Source organism: Ensifer sp. R-19 (genome assembly GCF_049905105.1).
In the GTDB taxonomy this organism is placed as follows: domain Bacteria; phylum Pseudomonadota; class Alphaproteobacteria; order Rhizobiales; family Rhizobiaceae; genus Ensifer.
Genome location: NZ_CP184570.1, coordinates 1,046,271 through 1,073,206, shown reverse-complemented (window position 1 = coordinate 1,073,206; position 26,936 = coordinate 1,046,271). Strand labels below are relative to the sequence as shown.

Genomic DNA, 26,936 nt, shown 5'->3' with positions numbered 1-26,936 from the left:
CCAAACTCCGATCCTTGCTTTCAAATCAGAAAGCTATAACGCTCCCCGGAAGGTGAGATTGATGCGCATCCGTCCGACAGTCTCATGGACGCCATCCTTCAATTCGGGCACGCCGTGATAGAAGAGCCGCGACGGGCCGCCCCAGACCGCCACGTCGCCATGCCGCAGCGCATACTTCTTCACGGGATCATTCCGCTTCAGGCCTCCGAACTGGAAGGTGGCTGGCAGGCCGAGCGAGACGGACACGATCGGATTGGCGAAGTCGCGTTCGTTTCTGTCCTGGTGCAGCGAAAGGCGGGCGCCCGGCTCGTAGCGGTTGATCAGGCAGGCGTCAGGGCGGAAGTCCGGATAGCCCGCCCGTGTTGCCGCCTCCACAGCCAGATCGAGGAAGCATTCCGGCATGGCCGGCCAGGGACGGTCTGTTTCCGGATCGTCGCGATCGTATCGATAGCCGGTACGATCCGTGACCCAGCCGGCGGTGCCGCAATTCGTCATCGCCACCGACATGGTGAAGCCGCCCGGTGTGACCATATGTCGGAATGGCGACTGGCTGGTGATGTGGCCGAGCGCGGCGAGCAGATCCTTTTCAAAGGGAAGTGCTGCGCCGCGAAGCAGCATGGCACCTTCCGCCATGATCTCGGTTGCGGGATCGGCTGGGGCAAGCATGTCAAACAGATCGGGCATCTTCGGGCCTATTGCGTATCGTGTTGATCGACGGGTGAAAGACGGGCGGGTAGCCCGCAAGGAGCACCATGACCGTTGATGGTGGTGTCAGGAGCCAATCGGCGTCGTTGAGGATTTCGGGCCTGTCGTAGCCGTCATTGGCCCAGCGATACGCGAGGCCGGCGCGCAGCGTGTAAGCCTCATCCGCTGCCACGACGACCGCGCCGTCGGGCAGGTCGGTCACCGGAAGCGTGATCGGATGCAAGCGCTTGCGGCGGTGATCGAGGCGCTCGGCATGCAGGACGGAATCCATATGCGTGGCCGAAGGAGGCGCCTCTTTCTTCGCCGACGCCCAGCAGGCCCGGAAGCGTTCCGCGGCCTCGCGCCGGCAGAGGAAGCAGGGACGATGTCCGGCGGCGAGCGCAACGGCCTCGTCGAGGAAAAACAACTCCGTCCAGCTCCGGCGCGCCATCACGTCCCGGCGCCACCCCTTGAACGCGCAAGCGCATATGAGCCAGGTTTTTGTCGCCCAGCGCCTGGCCAGCAATGTCTTCGTTGCCGGATCGTGGATGATGCCGCGATTGCCGGTAAACAGCCCGCGCTGAGAAATGGCGACGATATCACCGAAGGGCGTGACGCGGTTTTGAAGGGGCATGGTGTACTTCCCGGAGCCGTATTTACTTCAAAACGTTTCCGCGCTCGCGCGGGATGCGCCACAGATACCAGGCTGCGACCGTGCGATGGGGCGACCAGAGCTTGGAGATCTCGCGCAGCTGTTTCGGCTTCGGTTGCTCAGGCAGCGATTTCAGGACGCGGTAGCCTTCGCGGACACCGAAGTCATCGACGGGCAGGATATCCATCCGCTCCAGAGAATACATCAGCAGCATTTCGACCGTCCAACGGCCGATGCCCTTGATACCGACCATTCGGTCGATCAGCGCCTCGTCGTCCATCGTCGCGGCGATGTTGTGGGTGGGGATCAGGCCATCCAACGTTCCTTGGGCGATTGCCTTGATGGTGGCGATCTTGCTGGTCGAGAAGCCGCAGGTCCGAAGCTGGTCGAACTCGGCCGCGATGAGGTCTTCCGGGCTCGGAAAATCGCGGTCATCGAAGAGCCCCTTGAGGCGTCCAATGATGGCATCGCCAGCTTTGGCCGTCAGCTGCTGGTAGGCAATCGCGCGAACGAGCGCCTCGTATGGTTCGCGGGCGGCTTTGGGGTCGTGCCGGCAAGGGCCGACCAGCTCGATCAATCTGGCCCAGTCGTCGTCATGACTGGAGAGGAAGGCAACAGATTCATCGTAGTGGGAGAGCAAATTCATAAGGACGCCTTGCATTCGTCGGCAACCGCGAAGCGCGGCCGGTTGCAGGTGGTCAGGATGTGGCCGCGGCGGAGCGGCGGTTGTGGCCGTGACGTCATGCGGTCTGAGACGCTTCCCGATCGAGCAGGGCGCGCTTGCGGTCGACGCCCCAGGCATAACCGGAGAGCGCGCCGTCGTTACGCACGACGCGGTGGCAGGGGATGGCGACCGCGATAGTGTTTGCGGCGCATGCTCCGGCGACTGCCCGCGTGGCACTCGGCGAGCCGATACGTCGGGCGATTTCAGAATAGGACACACGCGCGCCGACAGGGATCTCCTGCAGGATCTGCCATACCCGGCGTTGGAACGCCGTGCCGCGGACGTCGAGCGGCAGATCGAGGCCGACGGTGGGGTTTTCGACGAAGCCACAAACGCGGGCGATCAGAGCCTCGTATTCGCGGTCCATGCCGATTAGGCGCGCCTTCGGAAAACGATCCTGAAGATCGCGAACCAGTTCGTCCGGATCGTCGCCGAGTAGGATCGAGGCGACGCCTTTCGTGCTGGAAGCCACAAGGATTGCGCCGAGATAGGACTGGCCGATCGCAAACTTGATCTCCTCGTTGGCGCCGCCTTCACGATACTGTGTCGGCGTCATGCCGAGCATACCGGTCGACTTTTCGTAGAAGCGGCCGCTGGAATTGAAGCCGGCGTCATACATCGCCTCGGTGACGCTCGTGCCGGTATCGAGGCCCTCACGCACTTTCTTCGCGCGGTGGCCGGTGGCATCGGCCTTCGGGGTCAGCCCCGTCGACGTCTTGAACATACGATGGAAATAGCTCGGACTGCGGTCCACAGTAGCCGCCAACTCTTCCAGCGACGGTTCCTCCTCGCTCTCTTCGATGATGCGGCAGGCCTTGGCGATTAGGGCGGCATTCTCGCATTCGAGCGAAGGGCCATCGGGGTTGCAACGTCGGCACGGACGAAACCCGGTTGTCCGTGCGCTTTCGAGCGTATCGTGCAGCGCGACGTTCTTCGGATTTGCCGTGCGTGACGGGCAGGAGGGCCGGCAATAGATGCCGGTCGTCGAAACGGAATACCAAAACTGACCGTCGGCAGACTTGTCGCGCGCTACGATCCGCGCCCAGCGGGGATCGTCCCCCACGGAAGGAGGTGAGCTGTAAAGGGTTGGTGCGGGCCGGATGTTCATGTCCATGGTCTTCTACTCGGATTTGTTCTGGCTCGATCGTGCCTCCGATCCGCGCTGGTCACACTCCGATCCTTGCTCTCGAATCGAACAAAACCCACCCGAAACTTGCGCGGGCGATCGATAGGGCGTCGGGTTTCCGGCGTACCTCCAGTGCACGGGCACTCAGTGCGAAAAGCGTTTTGATCCCATGTTGAAACACCACTTTTGGTTCGGCCAGACTACATGCGCGGCATTGAGCGGGGTGGTGAAACATGCAATTGAGGCTCGCACAGGGAGCTGTGCGAGCCTCAATTCTCTTGGCCAAGATGCGCAGCTCACGCGAACTGGCGCTATGTGGTTTTCGATCAGGCTTTCTGGATCAGCCCGAGCTGCATCATTGCGGTCAGGCCGTCGTCGAGACCATGCTCTTCGACGATCATGCCGTCGACCACCTTCAGCACGGTCTTGCCGGTAAAGTGCATCTTGCGGCCGGTCGCCGCCGGTACGCCGCCGAGCAGGAAATCGTCGAAAGCCGGACCCGTGTGGGTGCCGCCGCCTTCCCACTGGCCGACCACATAGTCGCCCTCGGCAATCAAGTCAGCTGTGCCCCAGAAGTTGAGGTCGGGGAACGCGGCGCGGAAGTCGGTCATGAACGCCTTGATGTCTTCGCGGCCGCGGCGCGGTTCGTGCAGGGAATATTGCAGGAGCATATCGGGCGCCGCGACCTCATCGATAACAGCAAGATTGACGTCCTTGCCCCAGAATTCGGTGAACCAGCGAACGACGACTGCCTTGTTGTCTTCTTCTTTGCTCATGGAAATATCCTCATTTCAAAATCGGGCGACCATCGAAACCGCTCGATGACCTGATCAAAGGGATATGTGAGCTTGCCGGGCGCCAAACTCCGGTTCTTATCTTCGAATTGGAAACGGCGCGCGAGGTGAGCGCTGGCGGTTACCGCATGGATTCCCGGGTGGCCTAGGCGCAGCACTCCGCGACGGTCGAAGGGCCGCAGCACCGCTTTTCATTGGACGCGTGTTCAGCCAGCCATCGGTCTCGAGGCTTGCAGCTCGCGGGGCGGGGCGTCAACGTAACGTGGAGAGCACCGTCTTCCGCGACAGGATCGTTTGCGCAGAACAACTGCATCGGGCGGACTCCATCGCTCACTTCGAAGGTCAGCTTGGCCGAACCGTCAAGACGAACGTGCTCGGAAACTTTGCAAACAATGGCCGAAAATTTTCCGGCCGTCATATGGGTCCGCTCGCCCTCTTCGATATCCCACAACTGCACGAAGATTTCAGACCAGGCCTCCGGATTAGCGCCGCAATCGAGCGCGGAGAACTGGCCAACCTTGACCTCAGTCACATGGTAGCCGGGCTTTACGGGCTTTCCGTCGTAGGCGAACACCAGTGGGAGGTCCGCGGCGTCAGCGATCCTTTCAAGCAACTCTCCGAGCGAGATGTCAGATTTGTTGGAATGGCTATTGTCGATCTTGCTCATTTGCGTCTATCCTCGATTTCAATAGTTCAAGGATTATTGAAATATGGATGATCGTCAAGCCCTCGCGTCCTTTGCGGCACTTTCTCAGGAGACCCGGCTCGCCATCGTAAGAACGCTGGTCGTCGCCGGCCCTGAGGGCCTGGCCGCAGGCGCGATTGCGGAGCGCATGGGCGTTTCTCCATCGAACGTCTCGTTTCACCTCAAGGAACTCGAACGCTCCGGCCTCATCTCCCAGCGCCGCGAGTCGCGTTCGATTGTCTACAGCGCAAGTTATGACACGCTGGCTGACCTGGTGACGTTCATGACGGAGGACTGCTGCGCAGGACATCCCGAAATCCGCGGCTCGGTCGAGCGATCCGCTCGTTGCTGCCCAAGCGAAGCGTAGAGCGCCGAGGAATACGTCATTGCATACGAACAAGGTTCCTGCGGGCATCGTCTCCGCTCTCGGTGTCACGCAGATTATTGGCTACGGCACTCTCTATTATGCCTTCAGCATCCTGGCGCCAGGAATGGCCAAGGACCTGGGCATCAGCCTGGAACGGGTCTTCGCCGTCTTCTCGGTCTCGCTGTTCATTGGAGGTCTTTCCGCTCCGTTCATCGGCAGACATATGGACAAGGTCGGCGCGGCGACGGTGATGACGGTTGGTTCGACCCTTGCGGCGTTCACCCTGGCGCTTTGCGCGTGGTCGCCGTCCGTAGCGCTCTTTGCCCTTGCAATCATCCTGCTGGAGGTGTCCTCCGGCATGGTCCAGTACCAGGCAGCCTTCGCGACGCTGGTCGAGAGCGAACCCCGTTCAGCCTCCCGCAGCATCACCTATCTCACACTGATCGGCGGCTTTGCTTCGACCATCTTCTGGCCGATCGCCGCGACACTGATCAGGTACCTGTCCTGGCGGGAAATCTATCTGCTGTTCGCGGCGCTCAATCTTCTCATCTGCATGCCACTTCACTACTGGATCATGCGTGCCGGAAGGGTCGGCTCCAAACTGGATGAGACAAGAACCCACGAAATCGTCGTCGGCGCACTTGAGCCGCGAGCGCGCCGCCGCGGGATGTTGCTGGTCTCCATTGCCTTCTCGCTTTCGGGGTTCACTCTCGCGGCAATCCTCGCCCACATGGTGCCGATGCTGGGCGCGATGGGACTCGGCAGTGCGGCGGTCGTGATCGGATCGCTGTTCGGCCCGGCACAGGTCATGAGCCGCCTGATCAACATGGCCTTCGGAAAGGGCCTGTCGCCGCCCGCGCTTGCGATCGTTTCTGCGACCCTTATGGTCCTCGGCGTCCTCATACTCGGAGTCTCGGGCAACTGGTTGCCTGGCGCGGTGGCATTTGCCGTCTGTCTTGGCCTTGGGTCCGGGATCAACAGCATCGCTCAAGGGAGCCTGCCACTCTATCTGTTCGGCTCCGCAGGCTACGGAGCGATTACAGGAAAGATGGCTGCGGCCAGACTGGCGGTGGGGGCCGCCGCCCCCTTCGCGTTCGCCACGGCGATGGAGAATCTCGGCATCGCCACGGCGCTGTTCGTCAATGCCATGCTTGGTACACTCGGGATCGCTGCATTCATCGCAGTGGCTGTCTCTACGCGCAGCCCCACGAAGGCTGGGTGACTAAATCGACCTCAACGACACCCGCTTTTCAAGTTCGGCAGCGTGTTCCTTCCGCTCGCTGTAGCGGTCGGTCAGGTAGGCGGAAGCGTCCCTCGTCAGCAGCGTGAACTTGACCAGTTCCTCGCACACGTCCACGACGCGGTCGTAGTAGGAGGACGGCTTCATTCTGCCGTCGGCGTCAAACTCCTGGTAGGCCTTGGCGACGGACGACTGGTTCGGGATCGTGATCATCCGCATCCAACGGCCGAGCACGCGCATCTGGTTCAGAGCGTTGAAGGACTGGCTGCCACCAGAGACTTCCATGATCGCCAGTGTCTTTCCCTGCGTCGGTCGAATTGATCCGAGCGACAGGGGAATCCAGTCGATCTGGGCCTTCATGATGCCCGTCATCGCGCCATGGCGCTCGGGGCTGACCCAGACCTGGCCTTCCGACCACTGCGACAGCTCGCGCAGTTCCTGCACTTTCGGATGGCTGGCCGGAGCCGCGTCGGGAAGCGGTAACCCTCTTGGATCGAACATGCGCACCTCGCACCCCAAACGCTCGAGAAGTCGTCTGGCTTCGTGCGCGAGCAGCCGGCTGTACGAAACCTCCCTGAGCGAGCCGTAGAGGATCAGGATACGCGGCTTGTGCGTCGAAAAGGCGGGACGCAACGCGTCGAGGTCAGGCTGACGAAGATGCGGCTCCTGCAAGGCAGGGAAGGTCTCAGACAATGCGCTTTCCCTCTTGATCGAGGACCTGCTCGCCGTCTTCCTTGAAGAAGGCTCCCTTGAAGGCATCCGGCAGGATGTCGAGCACGACCTCCGAGGGGCGCGCGAGCCTTGTGCCGAGCGGCGAGACGACGAGCGGCCGGTTGATGAGGATCGGGTCCTTGAGCATGGCATCGAGCAACTGGTCGTCCGTCAGCTTCGGATCGTCGAGACCCAGCTCCACGTAAGGCGTCCCTTTCTCGCGGATCGCCTGGCGGACGGTCAGTCCGGCGTCGGAGATCATCCTTGCCAGTTCCTCGCGCGAAGGCGGAGACTGGAGATAATCGATGACCGTCGGTTCGATCCCGGCTGCGCGGATCATCTCCAGTGTGTTGCGGGACGTGCCGCAGGCCGGGTTATGATAGATGGTGACGTCCATTGTCATGTCCTTTCGGTAATGGTGTTCCGGGAGACGGCGGGTGCTGCCTCGTACCAGCCCTTGGTGCGGTTCACGGCCCAGACGACCGTGAGCATCACGGGAACCTCGATGAGCACGCCGACGACCGTCGCCAGCGCTGCGCCGGACTGGAAGCCGAACAGGCTGATTGCGGCCGCAACCGCGAGTTCGAAGAAATTGCTGGCCCCGATCAGTGCCGAAGGTCCGGCGACGCAATGGCGCTCGCCCGAGATCCGGTTCAAGACGTAGGCCAGCCCCGAGTTGAAATAGACCTGGATGAGGATGGGGACGGCCAGCAGGGCGATGATCGTCGGCTGCGCGATGATCTGCTCGCCCTGGAAGCCGAAGAGGAGGACGAGCGTTGCCAGCAGCGCGACAAGCGAAAGCGGCTGCAGCTTCGCCAGCATGACGTCCAGCGCCCTGGTCGTGCCGTCAGCGGTCAGACGGCCTCTCAGGACCTGCGCGATGATGACCGGGACCACGATATAGAGCACGACCGATAGAACGAGCGTGTCCCACGGTACGGTGATGGCCGACAGCCCGAGCAGGAGACCGACGATCGGCGCGAAGGCGACAACCATGATCGCATCGTTGAGCGCGACCTGGGAAAGCGTGAACAGCGGCTCGCCGCGCGTCAGATTGCTCCAGACGAACACCATCGCGGTACAGGGCGCGGCCGCAAGGATGATCAGACCTGCGATGTAGGAGTCGATCTGGTCGGCGGGCAGATAGGGACGGAACAGCCATCCGATAAACAGCCATCCCAGCAGCGCCATGGAGAACGGCTTTACCGCCCAGTTGATGAACAGGGTCACGCCGATTCCGCGCCAATAGCTGCTCACCTGTGCCAGCGAGCGGAAGTCGATCTTGATGAGCATCGGGATGATCATCAGCCAGATCAGGATGGCGACGGGCAAATTCACCTTGGCGATCTCCGCCGCGCCAATGGCCTGGAAAACACCGGGCATCAGATGGCCGAGGGCGACGCCGACGACGATGCAGAGAAAGACCCAGATGGTCAGGTAGCGTTCAAACGTCGACATTGGCGGACTTTCCCTGGCTTGCCGCCGAACCTTCCATCGCGCCGATCTGGCCGAGCTTCATTTCGAGCGCCAGGTGATCGAAGGATGCCAGCGGGAGGCTGACGAACACCATGATCCGGTTCTTCAGGAAGCGGGCGGCTTGCGCGAAGGCGCGCTGGATTTCGACCTCCGTGCCAACAACGGCGGCCGGGTCTTCGACACCCCAATGCGCGGTCATCGGATGTCCGATCCATACCGGACAGGCTTCGCCGTGTGCGCTGTCGCAGACGGTGAAGATAAAGTCCATTTCGGGCGCACCAGGCTCGGCAAAGACGTCCCAACTCTTGGAGGAGAAGCCAGTCGCCGGATAACCAAGTGCTTGCAGTTCCTTCAGCGCATGCGGATTGATCTCGCCTTTGGGCTGGCTGCCCGCGGAGAATGCCCTGAACCGTCCGCCGCCCTCTTTGTTGAGGATGGATTCGGCGAGAATGGAACGTGCGGAATTGCCCGTGCACAGGAAAAGCACGTTGTAGGTCTTGTCGGTCATGGTCGTTGTCCGTGGTTAGGTCGGAGGATTGCTGAGTTTCATGATCGTGGCCGATGCCGGGCAAATGCCCGAAAGCTGACGGGTTGCGAGAACGGCGGGCGGCGCATCGGCTCGCTCGACCGCAACGAAACCGAGGCTTTCGAAGAACGGCGCGGCGGTCGTCGTAGCCAGGAAGACTGCCGAGCTTTCTTTGACGGCTTTCAGGGTTTCCCTGGCCAGCGATTTGCCGAATGACTTGCCACGATGCTCGGGCAAGATGACCATTGACCTGAGGAGGACCGCATCGCCGCACGTCTCAATGCCAGCGTAGCCAATTGTGCCGCCATCGGAGGAAACCGCCCTGAAGAACGAGCGTCCCGGCTCTCCGAGGTCCTCGATCGGAAGACCGGAGGCCGATAGCGCCAGCTTCAGTCCGGGATCGCTTCCCGGGATTGGCTCTAGTCTGATGTCGCTCATGACAGCTTCACCTCGGGTCCGCAGCAGGGCGTAAGTTCGGCGATCAGCGGCGCACAGAGTTCGGTCGAGCCGCCACAGCAGTCTTTCAACAGGAAAAGGGTCAGGTTTCGCAGGCCGTGGAGGTCGGCTCGATAGATGATCGAACGGCTTTGCCGTTCGCTTGTCACGAGGCCGGCGCGCAACAGCGTCGCGAGGTGCGCCGACATGGTATTCTGCGGGACGTCGAGAAGGCGGGCAAGTTCGCCGGCAGGCACGCCATCCGGTTCATGTCGGACGAGAAGCCGGAATGTCTCGAGCCTGGTAGACTGGGCCAGTGCGGCAAGCGCCGCCATTGCGGTGATATTATCCATTAATCCAGAATAATAGATATATTGGATATGTCAATTGCTGCCAACGATCCTCCTCTCCACTATTGGCGCGAAGCCGGAGCAGCCCCGAATGCATAATCCACCCGGCAACAGCGCTCACAGCTGTGATGATACCTTCTCGCTGGTGTCGCTTGTCTGCGCGGGCCTCACACCGGAATGGACCAGGATTTGCCGAACCGCAGATATCATGCAGTCGTGGCGTGCAAGACCTGGTGATGGTCCGTGGGAACGACGGGAAGGGCGCGCTTATGTGCGCTGGCGCGATAGGTTGAGAGTATGCGTTCAGCCGCAGCCGACGCGACAGTTCTGCCTTCGAGAAAGTCGTCGATCTGGTCGTATGTCACGCCGTAAGCGTCCTCGTCCGGCCGCAGAGGCGCGTCCGATTCAAGGTCAGCGGTGGGAGTTTTCCAGACGAGCTGTTCCGGCGCGCCGAGTTTCGAGGCGACGGCGCGGACGCGGCGCTTGTTCAGACCGGCGAGAGGGAGAATGTCCGCTGCGCCATCACCGAACTTCGTGTAGAAGCCCATGAGCGCCTCCGCAGCGTGGTCCGTGCCGATGACGAGACCCGACGATGCCCCGGCGATCGCATATTGGGCGACCATCCTCTGCCGTGCCTTCACGTTCCCGAGGATGAAATGATGACGTGGGGCCGGGTCAACGCCGCCGGCAAGGATTGCGTCCATGAGGCTATCGGCCGCCGGTTTTATATCCACGGTGATGACACGGTCCGGGCGGATCGCAGCGACGGCTGCGGCCGCATCGTGTTCGTCCGCCTGCACACCGTAGGGAAGCCGGACGGCAATGAACGTCGCCGAATGGCCGCTTTCGCGTAACTCCTGAACCGCGCGCTGGGCGAGAAGCCCGGCCGTCAGGGAATCGACCCCGCCGCTGATCCCGAGCACGTAGGCGCGCTGTCCGCCTTGCACGAGATATGCCTTCAGGAATTCAATCCGCGTGCGGATTTCGCTCAGCGCATCGAACTCCGATCGAACGCCAAGCGCCTGAATGATGGCAAGTTGCTCTTTCACTGAATGTCTCCTGCTGCCTTCGCCTCGTTGCTCCTGGCGGTCCGTCCCTTCGGGGTGACCGCACCAGATATTTCATCTGAGGATCCGAAGGAGGCAAGGGAATAACCTTCCTGCCTCCTCCTTCTTCCACGTCGAAGTCACGCACGCCAGCAATGCTGGACGTGGTCTTGCAGCAGAATGGCGAGCCTGCGGCCTGAGCGACGATTGCTTTTTTGGCGTGCCGTTGCTAGGCAATGACCTCGGAACCGGTCAGTTGGCGCCCTTTGACCGCGCCAGCACGAAATCGTGGTTTACTTCCCAGAAGCGACCCGAAAATCCGTAATCCGCGGCGCGGCCCGGGTCCTCAACGCGCCGGAAAGTCGCCAGCAGGCTCTGCTTCACTCCGAACACCGCATCCGAATGGATATACGGATCATCCGGATCGAAGATGTGGGTGATGAGCGTCTCGTACCCGTCGGCCTTGATGATGTAGTGGAGATGGGCCGGGCGGTTGGGGTGACGCCCGAGATGCTCCAGCATCCGGCCGACCGGACCGTCGTTCGGGATCGGGTAGTATTTCGGCTTTACCGCCCGGAACCAATATCCGCCGTCTGGCCCGGTGCGGAAGACGCCGCGCAAGTTGAACTCCGGCTGGATGCCCTTCTGCTGAACGTCATAGAAACCTTCGTCATTGGCCTGCCAGACATCGATCACGGCGTCAGCAATGGGCCTGCCCTCGGTATCGAGGATGCGACCGCCGACCACCATGTCCTCGCCCTTCTGGTCGAGACAGATGTTTGCGCCCATCTCGAGCTCCGGCGCGTCCTGGACATGAAACGGGCCCAGCACGGTGCTTTCGGAGGCACCCGACGGCTTGCGATTGTTGATTGCGTCGACCAGCATCGAGACGCCGAGCGTGTCGGACAAAAGGATGAACTCTTGCCGCCATTCGTTACACATCTGTCCGGTGCGTGTGAGGAAGAGGATCGCCTCCATCCACTCCTCCTGCGTCGGCTCGATTTCCCTCACCGCTTCGTGCAGCTTGCGCGTCACGACGTCCATGATCTGTTTCAGTCGTTCGTCCTTGGCATTTTTGTTGCGGCCCGTGACGACCTCAATCGAGTTTTCTTCGGTGAAGAAGCCTTTCTCATGCGCTTCCATGGATCACCTCCCAAGCACTGATGTCATGACCCGACGAAGGTCTGCGACGGGATCTGCCGACTGCGCCTCCGAGCGCCAGCAGACGTGATGGTCAGGACGCACGAGAACGATGCCGCTGTCACGCACTTCGCTCAGCCCGGCCCAGTCGCCGGTGAAATCATCCCACTGCTGCCGTGCGCCGATGGCGTGGGCCGCAATATCGACACCAAGCTCATAGCCGACGACCTTCGCCGCTTCGATCCACCCCTGTCCGCCGATCCCGGTCAGGACCGTGAACCGGCCGTGGCCGGAGAGATCGAGCGTCGAGGCCTTCTTCCCATCGCCAGAGAAAACCCATGCATGCGGCAGTCGGGCCCCCGGCCAGGTGGTCTGCTGGAAATGCAGTTCCGGGTCCTTGGCAAAGGCCGGTTCGGGTTGACCATCGGTGACGATCGCATCCGAACGATAGCGCTGGTTCATCTCGACGCCGTGGGCGTCGAACTCGTAGACCTTGGCGGCGATCGCCTTGCGGATGGCGGCGCGCTGTTCTTCCGCCGCCGGCGTATCGCGGCAGCGCGCATCCATGTTCTGCTGCATCTTCACCGGATCGATGGAATCGAGCAGGCCGAGCGCCTTGAAGATCGGGCCGAACTCTTCAATCGACTTGTTGGCGCGGGTGACGATCTGCTTGGCGACCGGCGCTCGCTCCGTTGTGTAGGTATCAAGCAGCTTTTCGCTCGCCTGGCCCTTCAGCACAAAAGCGAGCTTCCAGGCAAGGTTGAAGGCATCCTGGATCGAGGTGTTGGAGCCGAGCCCGTTCGATGGCGGATGGCGATGCGTGGCATCGCCCATGCAGAAGACGCGTCCGTTCGACATCGTCGTCGCATACATGTTGTTGACCGTCCAGGTCGAGACCTGCTTGATCGTGACATCCAGATCTTGCACGCCGACCAGGTCGCGCACCACCTTCTTCGCATGGGCTTCGTCGACGGCCGGTGCCGGCTGGTTGATATCGTATCCCCAGACGATCAGCCATTCGTTCCAGGGGCGGACCATGCGCACGAGGCCCATGCCGATACCGCCGACGTCGGCTCCCGGTTGTAGCACCCAGTAGAGTACCGAAGGACGGTGGGCGACATAACGCGACAGGTCGGCCTCAAACAGGATGTTCATTGAGCCGGCAACGCCCATCCGGCCCTCGAAGGTGAGCCCGGCATGCTCCGCGACCTTCGAATTGCCGCCGTCAGCACCGATCAGATACTTCGAGCGAACGGTGATTTCCTTGCCGGTCAACCGGTCGAGACAGGTCGTGGTAACGCCTTCGCCGTCCTGTACATGGCTGACATATTCCGTCGACATCCGCGCCTGGGTACCGCGCGAGCAAGCCGTCTTGAACAGGAGCGGCTCCATGAAAGTCTGGGGCAGATCGTTCATCTGGCTCGGCGAGGATAGCTGGTGTTCGGCGCGCGAGACCGGGTGCTTGCCCCAGCTTTTCATGCGTCCGATCTCTTCGCCCGCAAGCGAGGTACAAAAGACGTTCTCGCCCATCAGGTCCTGTTCGGCGGCGAACATATAGACCTCGTCTTCCACGTCCCGGCCGAGATCGCGCAGGACCTCCATCGTGCGCTGGTTGGTGATATGGGCGCGTGGCGTGTTCGCCAGCCAGCGATAGCGGTTGATCACCATGTTTTCGATGCCGTAGCTCGAAAGCAGGGCGGCCGTGGCGGAACCGGCTGGCCCCGTGCCGATGATGAGTACGTCGGTTGTGATATCAGCCATTTGGTCCTCCCTTTGGCATGTGTGCGAGTGGTCCGTCGATCAATTTGCGACGGACCGGAAAGAGCTGGATTCCGGTGCGATCGGAGAACAGGCCCCAGAGACCGCGCGGCGAAAAGAGCATGACGAGGATGCCGATGAGGCCAAGGACCAGCAGGTACCAGGAGCCAAAATCGGCGAAGAGCTTTTGCAGCAGGAAGAAAAGCACCACGCCGACGATCGGCCCTTCGATGGTGCCGATCCCGCCGATCACCACGATGAAGATGACATAGGCCGTCCAGTCGGTGACGGAGAAAGCCGCGTCCGGCGAAATACGCGCTTTCTGCACGTAGATCAGCGCACCGGCCAGTCCAGTGACGTAGGCCGTCGCTACGTAGACCAGAGCCTTCATGCGGCGGGCGTCGACGCCGACGGCACGGGCGGTCTGCTCGTTGTCGCGCACGGCCGCAAGACCGAGCCCCTGCTTGCTTCGCAGCAGGTGGTAGATGAAGCCGATCGTCGCGAGCGCCAGGAGGAGCGCAATCCAATAGGTGAGGGCATCGCTGGCTGCGGCCGCCTTCATACCGAAGAGGTCACGCACGATATCGACGCCTGCCATGTCCTTCGTCGCCTCGCGCGGCAGCGACGTGCCGGTACCCCCGCCGAGCGCCTTCCACTGTGCGAGCAGCAGCCGCACCACCTCGGCCACCACCCAGGTGCCGATGGCGAAATAGGGTCCCTGCAGCCGGAAGGTGAAAAAGGCCGTCGGAATGGCGAGGAGCGCCGAAAGAGCGCCGGCAATCAGGATCGCAACGATGGGATCGACGCCCGCCAGAATGACCGCACCGAACATCGCATAGGCGCCGAAGCCGACGAAAACTTGCTGGCCGACCGAGATCAGCCCGGCATAGCCGGCAAGCAGGTTCCAGTTTTGCGCCAGCACCAGCATGGTCAGGATGAAGAAGAGATCCTGCACGACGCTGCGGGACACGATGAGGGGAGCTGCAATCGCAAGCGCGAGCCCGGCGACTGCCGCCAAAGCTGCAAGCGATGAGGTTCCGCTCCGGGTTTCGACCTTGAAGGACGGAATGGCGATGGACATCGGCTTGACCTCAATCGACGGCGCGGGGGAAAAGCCCGCGTGGCTTGATGACGAGAACGGTGAGGAAGGCGAGATGTCCGGCAAGGATCTGCCATTCCGGATTGACGGCCGCCCCAAGCGTCTGCGCAACGCCGAGGATGACCCCGCCGGCAAGCGTTCCCCAGAGCGAGCCGAGGCCGCCGATGATCACGGCTTCGAAGGCGTAGATCAGGCGGGACGGTCCCGATGTCGGATCGAAGTTGGCGCGCGTGCCAAGATAGAGGGCGGCGATCGTCACCACGACCATGGCAAGCCCGGTCGCCATGGCGAAGACGCGTTGCGGGCGAATACCCATCAGCCCGGCCGTCACGATGTCGTCGGAGGTCGCGCGGAAGGCGCGCCCGAGCGCCGTTCGATAGATCAGCTGGTTGAGGCCGAAGATCACGGCGAGCGCCGACAGGAAGGTCATCAACGGCATCAGGCCTATGTTGAGCGAGCCGACGCCGATCGAAGCACTTTCCAGCGCCCCGATGGACACGCGGCGGCTGTCGGCGGAAAACGCTTCGAGCAGGCCATTCTGGAGGACGATGGAGATGCCGAACGTGACGAGCAGCGGCGGCAACACGTCCTTGCCGAGCGTGCGATTGAGCACGAAGTATTGCAGGCCCCAACCTGTCAGGAACATCAGTGGCGCGGCAATGAGCGCTGCCAGGAATGGATTGAGGCCGAGCGCCGAGGTCAGCAAAAGGATCAGGAATGCGGCAAGCACGATCAGGTCGCCATGGGCGAGATTGACGAGCCGCATGATGCCGAAGACCAGGCTCAGGCCGGCGGCAAACAGGGCGTAGAGCCCGCCGAGCAGAACGCCCTGCACGATCGTGTCAATGAAGCTCATGGCGCGGCGCTCCGAAATAGGCCTGGTGGATCTGTTCGCGGGTCAGCACCTCCGGACGCCCCGAAAGCGTCACCCGCCCTTCCATCAGGCAATAGACCTGGGTTGCGACCTTCAGTGCCTGGGCGATGTCTTGCTCGACGATGACCATCGAGGCGCCCGTTGCGCGGATACGCGGGAAAGCCGCATAGATGTCGCGAACGACGACCGGTGCCAGGCCGAGGCTGATCTCGTCGCAGAGCAGCACGTCCGGGTTGGACATCAGTGCCCGGCCGATCGCCACCATCTGCTGCTGGCCGCCGGAAAGGGCCGTCGCCGGGTTGTTTCGACGCTCGCGCAGGATCGGGAAGAGCTCATAGACACTCTCTAGAGTCCATGGTCCCTGTCCCTTGCGGCCATAGGCGCCGATCAACAGGTTCTCCTCGACGGTCAGCGACGGGAACAGCCGGCGGCCTTCCGGTACCATGGCGATGCCGCGGGCAAGCACGTCGGGTGCTGCCAGCGCGCCGATCGGTTCATCGCGATAGACGACCATGCCCGGCTCGCTTGTGAGCACGCCGGAGATCGCGCGCATCAGGCTGGTCTTGCCCGCGCCATTGGCGCCGATGATCGCAACGGTTTCCCCCTTGGCAACGGCGATATCGACACCGAAAAGGGCCTGGAAGTCGCCGTAGAAGGCCTTGAGCCCTCTGGTTTCAAGCATAGCCGTCATAGCTCGATCCCCAGATAGATCTCCTGGACGGCACGCGACGCCATGAGCTCGTCGGGTTTTCCAATACCGATCACCTTGCCGAAGTTGAGAACCAGAAGCCGTTCGACCACCGAGGTCAGCGCATGAAGCACATGTTCGATCCAGATGACGGCAACGCCCTTTTGCTGGATGGCACTGATGGTCGCGACCAGTTGGTGGCATTCGGCTTCCGTCAAACCGCCGGCGATCTCGTCCAGCAGCAACAGCCGGGGTTCGGTGGCAAGCGCCCTTGCCAGTTCCAGCCGCTTGCGCTGCAGAAGGGTGAGGCCACCGGCCAGTACATTCGCCTTCTCGAACAGGCCGGTGTCCACCAGGATTTCGGCGCAGCGGTCACAGGCTTCCGCCTCGCGCCGCCGCGTGCCAAAACTGCCCGCGACGAGCAGGTTCTCAAAGACTGTCAGCTTTTCGAAGGGTTGCGGGATCTGGAAGGTCCGCCCCATGCCCGAAAGACAGCGCGCCATCGGCGGCGTTCGGGTGACATCCACGCCGCCGAAGCGGACCGTGCCGCTGTCGGCGGCGATGTTGCCGGTAATCAGATTGAACAGCGTCGACTTGCCGGCGCCGTTTGGCCCGATGATGCCCAGCGCCTCACCCTCGCCGACCGAAAAGCTGATCTCGTCGGCGACGGTCAGCGCGCCGAAGCGCTTCGAGACCCGCTCGAGCTCTAACAGAGACATGCCTGACCCTCCTCGGTCACAGTCCCACGCCATCAGGCGCTTAAACGATCGCTTCCATTTTTCCACCGGCGGGGATGTTCGGCGCCGTCTTGTTGTCGGTAATGACGAGGTCGTAGCCGCCGGCGTCCTTCAGCCGCCACTGACCGCCGACGAGCGGCGTCTTGGCGACGTTGCGGGCAGCAAACGGCGGCAGTCCCTTGCCGTCCCATGCAATGGGACCGACGAGCGTATCGAGTTTTGTGGCGGCGATTGCCTGGGCCACTGCATCCCCGTCCGTCGGGTCGTCGGCCCGCGTAACGGCGTCGACGGCCAATTCGAAGAGGGCGTGGGCAAAGCCGATCGGCTGCGTCCATGGCCGGCCGGTCGCCTTGGTGAAAGCGTCGGCCACTTGAGCGGATGTCTCGCCTGTCAGCGACGAGGCGAAGGGGTGGCTCGGCGACCACCAGACTTCGGACGAGAGATTGTGCCCGGCCTTGCCTAGCGCTTCGACCGCGTGCGGGAACAGCAATGCCTTCCCGATCGAGGCGACCTTCGGCACGAAACCCTGCTGCTTTGCCTGGTTCCAGAAGGTCGTGAAGTCAGGAGGGATGACCACGCCGGTAACGATCTCGCATCCAGCCGATTTGAACGCATTGATCTGGGCAGAGAAATCGTCCGTCATGTTCTGGTAACGGCCGGGGTCGGTGAGCCCGTAGCCAAGCTTTTCGAGGACCGGCGGGAAACCCACGGTCCCGTCGCCCCAGGCATTGCCGTCACCGTCATTGGGGAAGAGGCCGCCGACTTTGTGGTTCGTCTCGACCTGGGCCCACATATTGGTGAAGACGGCGATCACATCCTCGAGGCCCCAGAAGAAGTGATAGGCATAGTCGAACGGTTTCCACGAAGCGGGATCGCTTGGGTTACCCTGTTGGCCGATGAACCAGGGCTGCCACGGCGCAACCGTCGAAATGCAGGGCATCTGTTCGGCTTCGCAGGTGGTTGCAACAGGGTTCGTGGTTTCGGGTGTCGAGGCGACCAGAACCAGATTGACCTCGTCATCGACGATCAGCTGCTTGGCGACTTCCGCCGCCCGGTTCGGGTTCGACTGGCTGTCCTTGACGACAACCTCGAAGTTTTGGCCCTTGGCCTTGGTCGCCGCCAGAAACGCGTCGATGACGAATTTGTCGGCTTCGCCGAAGGCAGCGAGCGGCCCGGTTTGCGGGCTCACATAACCAAGCTTGATCGCCGTGTCCTTGGCAATCGCCGGCATCGCAAGTCCGGATGAAAAGGCGACTGCGCCACCTGCGGCTGTCGTCTTCAGAAAATCGCGTCTCGTCAGCATGGTTCCTCCTCCCAATGCCCTTCCTCCCGAAGGGTCTCGTCAGTTCGTCGGCCGGCTGCCCTCCCAGGCATCCTGCAGCAGCGCCCGAATGGACTGGCGGTCGATCGGGCGTGGGTTCCAGTAGGGGTTTTCGGTCGCAATCTCGGCGGTCCGATCCAGATCGGCCTCCAAAAGGCCGAGGTCCTTCAAGGCCAGCGGCGCACCGAGCGACTTTGCGAAATCCCACAAGCCGCCGCCAACCGATCCGCCGAAGGTCCGGGCCACAGGTTCAAGCAGCTCAGGCACGGCCGCGGCGTTGTAGGCCGCCGTATGCGGCAGCATGATCGTGTGGGTTTCCGCGTGCGGCGTATCGAAGGTGCCGCCGAGCGTGTGGCAAATCTTGTGATGCAGCGCCATGCCGACCGCGCCGAGCACGGTGCCCGAGAGCCAGGCGCCGTAAAGCGCTTCGGCCCGTGCCTCGCGATCGCGCGGCGTCCCAATGATCGTCGGCAGGCTCGTCTTGAAGGCTGACAAGCCTTCTTTCGCCATCAGCGAAGAGATCGGGTTACGATCCTGCGCATAAAGCGCTTCGACCGCATGGGCCATGGCGTTGAGCGCGCTGGCAACGCTCATGCCGACCGGCAGGCCGAGAGTCAGCTCGGGATCGTAAATCACCACCTCCGGCAGGATCGAAGGATGCCTGTCGGTCGTCTTTCGGCCGCCTTCCGTCTGTCCGAGGATCGGCGTTACTTCCGAACCGGCGTAGGTGGTCGGGATAACGACTTGAGGCAGATCGGTGCGGTAGGCGATCGCCTTGCCGAGCCCGGTGGTGGATCCGCCGCCAAGGGAGACGACACAGTCGGCGCCGCTTTGGTTGACCGCTTCCATCGCCTTTGCCGTGACCTCGACTGGCGTATGCATCACGGCCCCGGCAAAAACGCCTGCGGCAAGTGGCCCGAGCCGCTCCGCCAATGCTTCCGCGTCTGCCCGTTGCTGCGGTGTTGAGAGCACCAACGCTCGGCTGCACCCAAGCTTTTCGACCCAGGCTCCGGCCTCGCGGCTCCTGCCTTCGCCAAAGACGATGTGCGCCGCACTGCCCTGGTAGGTGAAATTGTTCCTCACGACCCAGATCCTTCCCTTGCCCTCGCCATCAGGAACTTGAAGTCCAGCCGCCAGCCGGGCTTGCCGCCGATGTCGGAGCATTTGAATTCGTGCACCAGTTCCGGCTTGACGCCGAAGATCGCGTCCTCGTCGATATGAGGATCGCTGCCGTCGTAGATATGCGTCGTAATCGTCTGGAAACCTGGAGCGGTGACGATGAAATGTAGATGGGCTGGGCGCCGGAGCGAACAACCCGCCTGGCCAAGGAGCTTGCCCACCGGCCCGTCTTCCGGGACGCTGTAGCCGGCGGGGCGCACCGTCAGGTAGTCGAACCGCCCTTCGCGATCGGTCTTGAAGACGCCGCGCAAATTAAACTCCGGTTGCAGGTCCGGTTGCTGGTTCTCGTAGAAACCTGCGGCGTTCGCCTGCCAGGTCGTGACCTCCGCGCCCTCGATCGGGTGGCCGTCGAGATCGAGCAATTGCCCGAAGACCGCCAGCCGCTCGCCGACGCCATCGAGCGAGATGTTGCTGCCGGATATGCGTTTCGGCGTGTCGGCGCGAAAGAACGGCCCACGGACCGTATTGGGTGTCGCCTGTTTCGGGCGACGGGAGTTGATCTCATCGACCAGCGCCGAAGCGCCAAGCAGGTCGAACAGCAGACCCCACTCCTGCCGCCGCTCGTCCGTGGTGTGACCAACCTCGGTCAGAAACTCGATCATTTTGCGCCAGTCGGCCGCGCTGGGACGCAATTCCCTGATGAGCTCGTGAAGGTGGGTGACGACCGTGCTCAGCACCAGCGGCAGCGAGCCGTCGTCCGCTTTCGATATTCGCTGTGCGAAAGCCTCGGTAAAGGCTGCTTCCTTGGGATTCGAAACCATCGCGCCCCGCATCACACTCCTCCAGACACTTGGCTGAGATGAAAGCTAACACGGGCCGCGGGCGCGATTGATGATTTTACTCTGAGTTAATATAATCAATTGTTATGAAGATAGACGAACGCCATCTTGTTCAGCTCGCTGCGGTCGTGAAGGCTGGCGGCGTCACCGAAGGGGCAGCGCTGCTCGGGCTGTCGCAGCCGGCGATCTCGCGCACCATTGCCATGCTCGAAAAGCGCCTGGGCGAACCGCTTTTCGTCAAAGGGCGGCGGCCGCTGCAACCGACGCCGCTCGGGCGCGCGCTCGCCGATCATGGCCAGGTCATGCTGTCGGCGTCGCGCAAGGCGTCCGACACGATCGAAAGCTTTCGCCTCGGCAAAAGCGGTCTCGTGCGCGTCGGCGGTACGCCATTTTTCATGGACGCCTTGATCGCGCCGATGATCGCAGACTTCCAGGCACAAAACCCCAACGTCAGGATTGACCAGAGCTACGGCTACATGGCCGACCTGCGCGCTGCCCTGAAGGGTGATCAGATCGATCTTGCTATCTGCCCGCTCGATATTCTTGAGGAGGGATCGGGCTTGGCGTTCCAGAAGGTGCTTCCCGGTCGAAACGTCGTCGCCTGCCGGGTCACGCATCCGCTTCTGTTGAAGCGACGGCCGCAGCCGTCTCAGCTACTCGAATATCCCTGGGTGGCGCCGCCGCCGGGAAGCCCGCTGCTTGCGGATCTCCATAGCCTGCTGCTCTCCTTCGGGGCGACCGAGATCAAGATACGCTACACAGGCGGCTCGCTGATGAGCCTCGTCAACTATCTGAAGGGTATCGACGCCTTGACTGTGCTTCCGCACAGCGTCGTCTTCGCGCTACGCAACGAAAAATCGATCACGGCACTTCCGGTTTCCGTCCCGCACCCGGAACGTGCCCTTGGGCTTCTGAGGCGCGCGACCTCGGCGCATACCCCGGCCATCGAAAAATTCTCGCAACACATCCGCCACAGCTTCGACCAGCTTCAGCACCTCATCCATCGACATGAACAGGCCGTGGTTTGGGGTGTTTAGCTGGATATCTGCCCATGCGAACCCGTAACCGCGTTCTGATCGGTGATGCGATGGTCTCGAGTCCAGGAAAGATCATCCCGGCAAGTCCGACGCGGCAAAAATCATCGCTTTCTCCATTTGTGCCGCGCAACATGTGATCGGCGCTTGACCGGTTTTTCCTGTTGACGTCTCCGACATCACGCGGGCACCATTTGCGCCTCGGGCGAAGGCCTCGCCACCCAGGACGAAGCAGGGCTTTGCCGTGCTTGGAGCTGTGGGCAAGCCGAAGTGGAGACGGTGCAGTGGTAGATACGTCACGCAGCGCAGGCAACGGTGTTTCAGAAACTGACCGCAGTTCCGATGGCGCGGCGAGCGCGATGGAAAAGACGACGGACCGAGACGAGGCGGTGGACCCGAACGTCCAGCTTCGTGGGCCCGACGATCCAGAAAATGTTCCTTCCGACGCAACTGAATCGGGCCTGCGCGGGAAGCCGCCGATCGCTACCGCACTCATCGTCGCGGTGTTCACGCTGGCGATCGTCGGATTGTCCCTCTGGTACCTCGTCCAGCCACAGCCGCTGCTGGTGCAGGGAGAGGCGGACGCGACCCGCATCGATATCGCTGCCCGTGTGGACGGGCGCATCGGCGAGCGACCGGTCTCACGCGGCGAGGATATCAAGGCTGGACAGACCCTTGCCTCGATCAGCAATCCCGAGTTGCTGATGAAGCTGCAGGAAGCCGAGGCCGCTCGCGCCGTCGCGGTGGCCGACCTCAATCGGATCGAAGTCGGCACAAGGGCAGAGGTGGTGGCGGAACGCAAGGCTGCGGTCGCAGCCAGCGAGGCAAGCCTGACGCTGGCCCAGCAGACCTATGATCGCACGCTGCAGTTGACCCAGGGCGAACACGCATCGGTCCAGAACCTCGACCAGGCAACGGCAAATCTCGATGTCGCCAAACGGTCGAATGAGCAGGCCAAACTCGCCTACGACGAGGCGGTGGCCGGTTACACGCCAGAGGAGCGCGGTGTCGCGAAGGCGGCCGTGGCGAAGGCGGAGGCCGCAATCGCGACCTTGAAAGCACAGGTCGCGGAGTTGACGGTGACCGCACCTATTGCCGGGCAGGTCTACCAGATTGCCACCGAACCGGGGGAGTATGTCTCGCCTGGCGTGCCTCTGCTCTCGCTCGTTGATCTTTCCGACATCTGGGTACGCTTTGACCTTCGAGAGGATCTCGTGAAGGGCCTGAAGGTGGGCGACCATTTCCAGGTGAAAATTCCAGCGCTCGGTGACACCCCCGTCGAAGTCGAGGTCCGCACGATTGCAACGCGCGGCGAATATGCGGGCTGGCGCGCAACCCGGGCGACCGGTGATTTCGACCTCAGAACCTTCGAAGTTCGGGCCTATCCGGTCGAAAAGATCGCCACATTGAGGCCGGGCATGAGCGCCTATGCCGACTGGGCGGATGCACGGTGATGACGGCCGCTCAGCCTCGCGGGCTCGTTGCGGTTGCCGCCCGGGAAGTCCTGTGGATGTGGCGGGACAAGGTAGCCCTGCTTCTGGTGGTGGGCATCCCGCTTCTGGCTTTCTCGCTGCTTGCCGCAACTTTCGGAAATGCGGTCATCCGCAACCTTCATGTCGACGTGGTCGATCAGGATCGGTCGAGAACCTCGATGACCTTCGTGCAGGCAATCAGCGCCGCTCCCGGGGTCAATGTCGACAGGCGGTCCTTTGATCTTAGCGGCGCCATGCATGCGGTGCGGTCGGGTGAGGCGATCGCTGCCGTCTATATCCCCAAGGATCTCGAGCGTGACATCATGGCCGGGCGGCGGCCGCAGATCGTGGTGTTCTTCAACAAGCAGTATTTCACACCCGGGAACGTCGCTTCGACCTCCCTGCAGTCGGCGGTTTCGGCGGCGATCGCCGACCTGCCGCGCGGCGCGGCAAGCCCGGGTTTCAGGCCGGGCCCGCTCGTCGTCGAGCAATATGTCCTGACCAATCCGGCCCTGAACTATGCGCAGTTTCTGCTTCGCGCCATATTGCCGACGGTACTTCATGTCGTTGTCGCGATCGCGGGCGGTTATGCTGTCGGGTCGGAATTCGGATCGCGCAGCATGAGCGAATGGCTTGCCACGGCCGGAGGCAGCAGCCTCACGGCTCTCGTCGGCAAGTTGCTGCCGTATTTGGCGATCTTCCTGCTGATGATGGCCGTGGTGCTCGGCATCATTCACGGCCTCTACGAGATCCCGTTCCGCGGCAATCCGGTCCTGGTCGCGGCCGCAGCATGCCTTCTCATCATTGCCTATCTCTCGGTCGGCGCTCTCTTTCAACTGCTCGTCAGAAACCTCGCTTCCGGCCTCAGCCTGACCGGTATCTTTTGCTCCCCCGCTTTCGGTTATGCCGGCGTGGGCTTCCCGATCCTGGCGATGAATACCTTCGCCCAAAGCTGGGGGATGCTGCTGCCGCTGCGTTGGTACATTCAGGTCCTGTTCGACCAGGCGGCCCGCGGTGTACCTGAGCAGGACTCGATTACGCCCTTCATGGCACTTGGCGCTCTCGCAGCGCTCTATTTCCTGTTCTCATGGCTTCGGTTGCGCGCGATCGCGAACAGACCCTTGCCCACCACGGAGGAGACGGTCGAACCACGGCGATCGGGCAGGATCAGTGTCGCCCGCGCGCTCGCGGACGAATATGGCCGCGTCCTGCGAGACCGTGGAGCTTTCGGCCTCATCGTTCTCGGGCCGATCATCTACGGTCTGTTTTATCCTCAACCCTATGTCGGGCAACTCATCCGGAACATTCCGATCGCTGTCGTCGACGACGACCACTCGGACATCAGCCTCACGATCGTCCAGGCCCTGGATGGACACGAAGCGGTCGAAGTTGCAGCCCGTCCAACGACCCTTGCCGAAGCGCAGATGGCCCTCGCCCGGCGGCAGGTGTTCGGTATCCTGAGTATTCCTGCCGGCACCGAGCGCGAGGTCATGAAGGGGTCGACGGCGCGTTTGCCGGCCTTTGTCGATTCCACATACTTCCTGCTTTACAGTCGGACGCTTCAGGGCATTCAGGAGTCTGTCGGTTCGGTTCGTTCCGACCTCTCCACGCAGAGCGCGCGCGCCGAAGGAAGCCGCTATCGGGCAGCTTTGTCCGTCAGTTCGCCGGTCGAGATTCTCAACCAGCCGCTGTTCAATCCGACGGGCGGCTACGGCAGTTATGTCGTGCCGGCTGCCTTCGTCCTGATCTTGCAGCAGACCTTGCTGATGGGCACGGCGACGATTGGCGGGGTAGCGTTCGAACGCGGCGGGCATGAGGCGCGGCGAAGCCGTAGCGCGGTAAAATCGGTTCTCGGCCAGGCGCTTGCGCATCTTCTGCTGGCATTGCCGGCCTACGTGTTCTTTCTCGTCGTCCTGCCGAGAGTCTACGGATTTTCCGCCACGAATCGGGTGCTGGACCTTTTTGTTCTCGCTGTTCCCTTTATTCTCTCGGTCAGCTTCCTGGGGCAGTTTGCAGGAAGCTGGTTCAGGCGCCGAGAGACCGCCGTCCTGCTGTTCATAGCGATCAGCCTGCCGCTATTCTTCCTTGTGGGCGTCGCCTGGCCACCGGAGGCGATCCCGCCGGGATTGCGGGCCGCGAGCTACGCCCTTCCAAGCACGTCGGGGATCGATGCGCTGGTTCGAGCAAACCAGATGGGGGCCGCGTTCGGCGACGTCTTCAAGGACTGGGCGCGGCTCTGGATGCTGGCATTCATCTATGCTGCCCTGGCCATGATCTCCGCTCGGTTCGTCACCTCACGGAGGGGCGTCAATGAACGCTAGATCCATGCGCCTACCGATCATTGCCGCGACCGCACTGGCCCTCTCGGCATCCGCCGCATCGTTGGCCGCGGCGGCGGACAGGGAGGCTATCGCCGGCATGGTCAGGCGAACGGAAATCCGCATTGCTCCCGAGACATCCGGCCGCCTCGCCAGCGTTGCCGTAAAACCGGGGCAGAAGGTGCGTAAAGGCGACATAATCGCGGTGTTGGACAATCCGGATCTGTCAGCGCTTGTCGGAGAGGCGAGGGCGGCGGCCGCGAGCGCGAAGGCAGAGCGCGACCGGATCTATTCCGGCATCAGGCGCGAACAGGTTGATATTGCAGTGGAGGCCGTGCGCACGGCCGAGGCAAACCTGGTCCTTGCACGACAGGAGAACGACCGGGCGACCGCACTTGCGGCCAAAAACTTCGCAAGTCGGCAAAAGGCCGACGAAGCCGCTGCCTCTCTCGCCAAGGGCGAAGCAGATCTGGAGGTAAAACGCGCCCAGGCAGAGGCAGCGAATGCCGGTCCTACTGTTGAAGAGCGGGCACTCGCGGATGCCAGGGTCGCACTTGCCGAGGCGACGGTGGCGAGTATTCAAGCCAAGCTCGACAGGACAAGGCTCGTTGCGCCAGCCGATGGCACGATCAACATCCGCGTCGCCGAACTTGGGGAAATCATCGGGCCCGGAAAACCTGTGGTAACGATGGACGTCGACGACCGGTCGTGGTTTGCCTTCACCGTGCGTGAGGATGATCTCCGCGGCATGACGGTCGGCACCCCCGTAACGCTTTCGACGCCGAACGGGCCGTCTGTTCCCGCACATGTGACGGAACTTCGGCCGTTGGGCGAGTTCGCGACATGGCGAGCGGCGCGGGCTGTCGGAGACCATGACCTCAATAGCTTCCGTGTTCGCTTGGAGGCAGATATGCCCACGAGCGATCTCGAGCCTGGCATGACCGTGCTGCTCGCTCGCCCCTAGAGTTCGGCGGTTATGCCGGTGCCGTTGATGGGAAAGGCTTCTAGGACCTGCCGAGACAGGCTCGAGAGCCGGGGATAATGGACGCTGGACGTTGCAGACAACTTTGCGGGGACCGGCGTCTTGCCTTCGGGTCGATGCCCGCAGGCAAGGAAAGCAGCAAAAGTGCCGTCCGCACTTTCGTCCATCTGGAGGCGGTATTCTGCGGGGTTAGCTGTCGATCGCAAAAGCAGCCCCCGAGCGGCGCTGCGGTCGGAGGCTGCGTTTCGTTCCGTCGACCGGGATCATGCGGTCCTCGGTGGCGAGATACCAGCTCGGCTTTTCCTTCCAGGCGGGCTTGCCCACCTCGCCCTGAAGCGCCTCGAGGTCCCACGGAACCTGGGAGTCGGTCATGAAGGCGGCAAGTCCGGGCTCGACGTCTGCGGCAAAGGCGGCGGCGAACTTCTCGACCAGCGGCCGAAAAGCCGCCCAAGCGCTTCGGGCGGGGCATTCGTTGCCACCCAGTTGGGCTGTGGATGGTCCACGGCGCGGCCCATCGTCTAGAGCGCACGGCTTTCGTAGCCGGCGGCCCTCAAGGCGTCGGCGATCGGGCCCGCACCGGCAACGGTCTCGACGCTGACTTCCCGGTTGCCGAGATCGACCTTGATCGTAGCCTGCGGATCGACGCTCAGGATCGCCTTTTGGACGGCACCGGCGCAGTGGCCGCAGGTCATGTTGTCGATCTTGTAGTTCTGCATGCTTGTCTCCTTCGTTTCGTTGT

The 26,936-nt window shown here is 62.4% G+C and carries 30 protein-coding genes; 6 read left to right on the top strand and 24 right to left on the bottom strand.

Annotation, left to right across the window (positions count from 1 at the left end):
- Positions 1-33: 33 nt before the first annotated feature.
- From alkB to ACN9MO_RS24200, 6 genes are all read right to left on the bottom strand, one after another.
- Positions 34-684 (bottom strand): DNA oxidative demethylase AlkB, encoded by a 651-nt coding sequence (gene alkB / locus ACN9MO_RS24225; RefSeq protein WP_057249257.1) that lies wholly within the window; start codon positions 682-684, stop codon positions 34-36.
- Positions 668-1,318, bottom strand: a complete 651-nt coding sequence (locus tag ACN9MO_RS24220) for a hypothetical protein (RefSeq protein WP_057249256.1) — start codon at positions 1,316-1,318, stop codon at positions 668-670. The genes alkB and ACN9MO_RS24220 overlap by 17 nt, the downstream gene beginning before the upstream one ends.
- 22 nt (positions 1,319-1,340) lie before the next feature.
- A complete protein-coding gene (locus ACN9MO_RS24215) occupies positions 1,341-1,982 on the bottom strand; it encodes a DNA-3-methyladenine glycosylase family protein (protein ID WP_113132690.1) in 642 nt (213 codons plus the stop codon).
- A 94-nt stretch (positions 1,983-2,076) separates the two neighbouring features.
- Positions 2,077-3,168 carry a bifunctional DNA-binding transcriptional regulator/O6-methylguanine-DNA methyltransferase Ada gene (gene ada / locus ACN9MO_RS24210; protein ID WP_425988079.1) on the bottom strand — a complete coding sequence of 364 codons (1,092 nt, stop codon included), beginning with the start codon at positions 3,166-3,168 and terminating at the stop codon, positions 2,077-2,079.
- Positions 3,169-3,512: 344 nt separating this feature from the next.
- Positions 3,513-3,962: an ester cyclase gene (locus ACN9MO_RS24205; protein ID WP_057249254.1), complete on the bottom strand. Its 450-nt coding sequence runs from the start codon at positions 3,960-3,962 to the stop codon at positions 3,513-3,515.
- A 163-nt stretch (positions 3,963-4,125) separates the two neighbouring features.
- Complete coding sequence (locus tag ACN9MO_RS24200) at positions 4,126-4,647, bottom strand: DUF6428 family protein (RefSeq protein WP_057249253.1); 522 nt, start codon at positions 4,645-4,647, stop codon at positions 4,126-4,128.
- A 43-nt stretch (positions 4,648-4,690) separates the two neighbouring features.
- Between ACN9MO_RS24200 and ACN9MO_RS24195 the strand changes: the two genes are divergently transcribed.
- Entirely contained in the window at positions 4,691-5,032 is a 342-nt protein-coding gene (locus ACN9MO_RS24195) for an ArsR/SmtB family transcription factor (RefSeq protein ID WP_057249252.1), read from the top strand.
- A gap of 19 nt (positions 5,033-5,051) precedes the next feature.
- A complete protein-coding gene (arsK, locus tag ACN9MO_RS24190) occupies positions 5,052-6,254 on the top strand; it encodes an arsenite efflux MFS transporter ArsK (protein ID WP_113132689.1) in 1,203 nt (400 codons plus the stop codon).
- On the opposite strand, the gene arsH is transcribed toward arsK, so the two are convergent.
- From arsH to ACN9MO_RS24110, 16 genes are all read right to left on the bottom strand, one after another.
- On the bottom strand, positions 6,255-6,983 hold the full coding sequence (arsH, locus tag ACN9MO_RS24185) for an arsenical resistance protein ArsH (RefSeq protein ID WP_057249281.1): 729 nt from the start codon (positions 6,981-6,983) through the stop codon (positions 6,255-6,257).
- On the bottom strand, positions 6,958-7,380 hold the full coding sequence (gene arsC / locus ACN9MO_RS24180; protein WP_057249250.1) for an arsenate reductase (glutaredoxin): 423 nt from the start codon (positions 7,378-7,380) through the stop codon (positions 6,958-6,960). Before arsC ends, arsH begins: the two co-directional genes overlap by 26 nt.
- 2 nt (positions 7,381-7,382) lie before the next feature.
- Positions 7,383-8,441, bottom strand: coding sequence for an ACR3 family arsenite efflux transporter (gene arsB / locus ACN9MO_RS24175; protein ID WP_057249249.1), 1,059 nt, complete (start codon positions 8,439-8,441; stop codon positions 7,383-7,385).
- A complete protein-coding gene (locus tag ACN9MO_RS24170) occupies positions 8,428-8,967 on the bottom strand; it encodes an arsenate reductase ArsC (protein WP_113132688.1) in 540 nt (179 codons plus the stop codon). The genes arsB and ACN9MO_RS24170 overlap by 14 nt, the downstream gene beginning before the upstream one ends.
- 15 nt (positions 8,968-8,982) lie before the next feature.
- The gene (gene arsN2 / locus ACN9MO_RS24165) at positions 8,983-9,423 is read right to left on the bottom strand and encodes an arsenic resistance N-acetyltransferase ArsN2 (protein WP_057249247.1); all 441 of its coding nucleotides are present in this window, start codon (positions 9,421-9,423) and stop codon (positions 8,983-8,985) included.
- Positions 9,420-9,773 (bottom strand): ArsR/SmtB family transcription factor, encoded by a 354-nt coding sequence (locus ACN9MO_RS24160; protein WP_057249246.1) that lies wholly within the window; start codon positions 9,771-9,773, stop codon positions 9,420-9,422. Before ACN9MO_RS24160 ends, arsN2 begins: the two co-directional genes overlap by 4 nt.
- Positions 9,774-9,976: 203 nt before the next feature.
- Positions 9,977-10,819, bottom strand: coding sequence for an ammonia-dependent NAD(+) synthetase (gene nadE / locus ACN9MO_RS24155; protein ID WP_057249245.1), 843 nt, complete (start codon positions 10,817-10,819; stop codon positions 9,977-9,979).
- A gap of 249 nt (positions 10,820-11,068) precedes the next feature.
- Positions 11,069-11,959, bottom strand: coding sequence for an intradiol ring-cleavage dioxygenase (locus tag ACN9MO_RS24150; RefSeq protein ID WP_057249244.1), 891 nt, complete (start codon positions 11,957-11,959; stop codon positions 11,069-11,071).
- A gap of 3 nt (positions 11,960-11,962) precedes the next feature.
- The gene (locus tag ACN9MO_RS24145) at positions 11,963-13,717 is read right to left on the bottom strand and encodes an FAD-dependent oxidoreductase (protein WP_057249243.1); all 1,755 of its coding nucleotides are present in this window, start codon (positions 13,715-13,717) and stop codon (positions 11,963-11,965) included.
- Positions 13,710-14,795, bottom strand: a complete 1,086-nt coding sequence (locus ACN9MO_RS24140) for a branched-chain amino acid ABC transporter permease (RefSeq protein ID WP_113132687.1) — start codon at positions 14,793-14,795, stop codon at positions 13,710-13,712. Before ACN9MO_RS24140 ends, ACN9MO_RS24145 begins: the two co-directional genes overlap by 8 nt.
- A gap of 10 nt (positions 14,796-14,805) precedes the next feature.
- A complete protein-coding gene (locus tag ACN9MO_RS24135; protein WP_057249241.1) occupies positions 14,806-15,669 on the bottom strand; it encodes a branched-chain amino acid ABC transporter permease in 864 nt (287 codons plus the stop codon).
- Positions 15,656-16,378, bottom strand: coding sequence for an ABC transporter ATP-binding protein (locus ACN9MO_RS24130; RefSeq protein ID WP_057249240.1), 723 nt, complete (start codon positions 16,376-16,378; stop codon positions 15,656-15,658). Before ACN9MO_RS24130 ends, ACN9MO_RS24135 begins: the two co-directional genes overlap by 14 nt.
- Positions 16,375-17,094, bottom strand: a complete 720-nt coding sequence (locus ACN9MO_RS24125) for an ABC transporter ATP-binding protein (protein WP_057249239.1) — start codon at positions 17,092-17,094, stop codon at positions 16,375-16,377. Before ACN9MO_RS24125 ends, ACN9MO_RS24130 begins: the two co-directional genes overlap by 4 nt.
- Before the next feature lie 40 nt (positions 17,095-17,134).
- Positions 17,135-18,415: an ABC transporter substrate-binding protein gene (locus ACN9MO_RS24120; protein ID WP_112996914.1), complete on the bottom strand. Its 1,281-nt coding sequence runs from the start codon at positions 18,413-18,415 to the stop codon at positions 17,135-17,137.
- A 39-nt stretch (positions 18,416-18,454) separates the two neighbouring features.
- Complete coding sequence (locus ACN9MO_RS24115) at positions 18,455-19,516, bottom strand: maleylacetate reductase (RefSeq protein WP_057249237.1); 1,062 nt, start codon at positions 19,514-19,516, stop codon at positions 18,455-18,457.
- On the bottom strand, positions 19,513-20,388 hold the full coding sequence (locus ACN9MO_RS24110; protein ID WP_425988064.1) for a dioxygenase: 876 nt from the start codon (positions 20,386-20,388) through the stop codon (positions 19,513-19,515). The genes ACN9MO_RS24115 and ACN9MO_RS24110 overlap by 4 nt, the downstream gene beginning before the upstream one ends.
- 89 nt (positions 20,389-20,477) lie before the next feature.
- On the opposite strand from ACN9MO_RS24110, the gene ACN9MO_RS24105 reads away from it, so the two are divergent.
- The 4 genes from ACN9MO_RS24105 to ACN9MO_RS24090 all read left to right on the top strand — a co-directional run bounded on the left by ACN9MO_RS24105 (position 20,478) and on the right by ACN9MO_RS24090 (position 26,179).
- Positions 20,478-21,428 (top strand): LysR family transcriptional regulator, encoded by a 951-nt coding sequence (locus ACN9MO_RS24105; RefSeq protein WP_057249235.1) that lies wholly within the window; start codon positions 20,478-20,480, stop codon positions 21,426-21,428.
- Between the two features lie 356 nt (positions 21,429-21,784).
- Positions 21,785-22,879: an HlyD family secretion protein gene (locus tag ACN9MO_RS24100; RefSeq protein ID WP_057249234.1), complete on the top strand. Its 1,095-nt coding sequence runs from the start codon at positions 21,785-21,787 to the stop codon at positions 22,877-22,879.
- Positions 22,879-25,218, top strand: a complete 2,340-nt coding sequence (locus tag ACN9MO_RS24095; protein WP_112996916.1) for an ABC transporter permease — start codon at positions 22,879-22,881, stop codon at positions 25,216-25,218. Before ACN9MO_RS24100 ends, ACN9MO_RS24095 begins: the two co-directional genes overlap by 1 nt.
- Complete coding sequence (locus ACN9MO_RS24090; protein ID WP_057249232.1) at positions 25,208-26,179, top strand: HlyD family secretion protein; 972 nt, start codon at positions 25,208-25,210, stop codon at positions 26,177-26,179. Before ACN9MO_RS24095 ends, ACN9MO_RS24090 begins: the two co-directional genes overlap by 11 nt.
- Before the next feature lie 207 nt (positions 26,180-26,386).
- Here the strand turns inward: ACN9MO_RS24090 and ACN9MO_RS24085 are convergent, their stop codons facing one another.
- Positions 26,387-26,569: a hypothetical protein gene (locus ACN9MO_RS24085; protein ID WP_057249230.1), complete on the bottom strand. Its 183-nt coding sequence runs from the start codon at positions 26,567-26,569 to the stop codon at positions 26,387-26,389.
- A 146-nt stretch (positions 26,570-26,715) separates the two neighbouring features.
- Positions 26,716-26,913 carry a heavy-metal-associated domain-containing protein gene (locus ACN9MO_RS24080; RefSeq protein WP_057249229.1) on the bottom strand — a complete coding sequence of 66 codons (198 nt, stop codon included), beginning with the start codon at positions 26,911-26,913 and terminating at the stop codon, positions 26,716-26,718.
- Between the last annotated feature and the right edge of the window lie 23 nt (positions 26,914-26,936).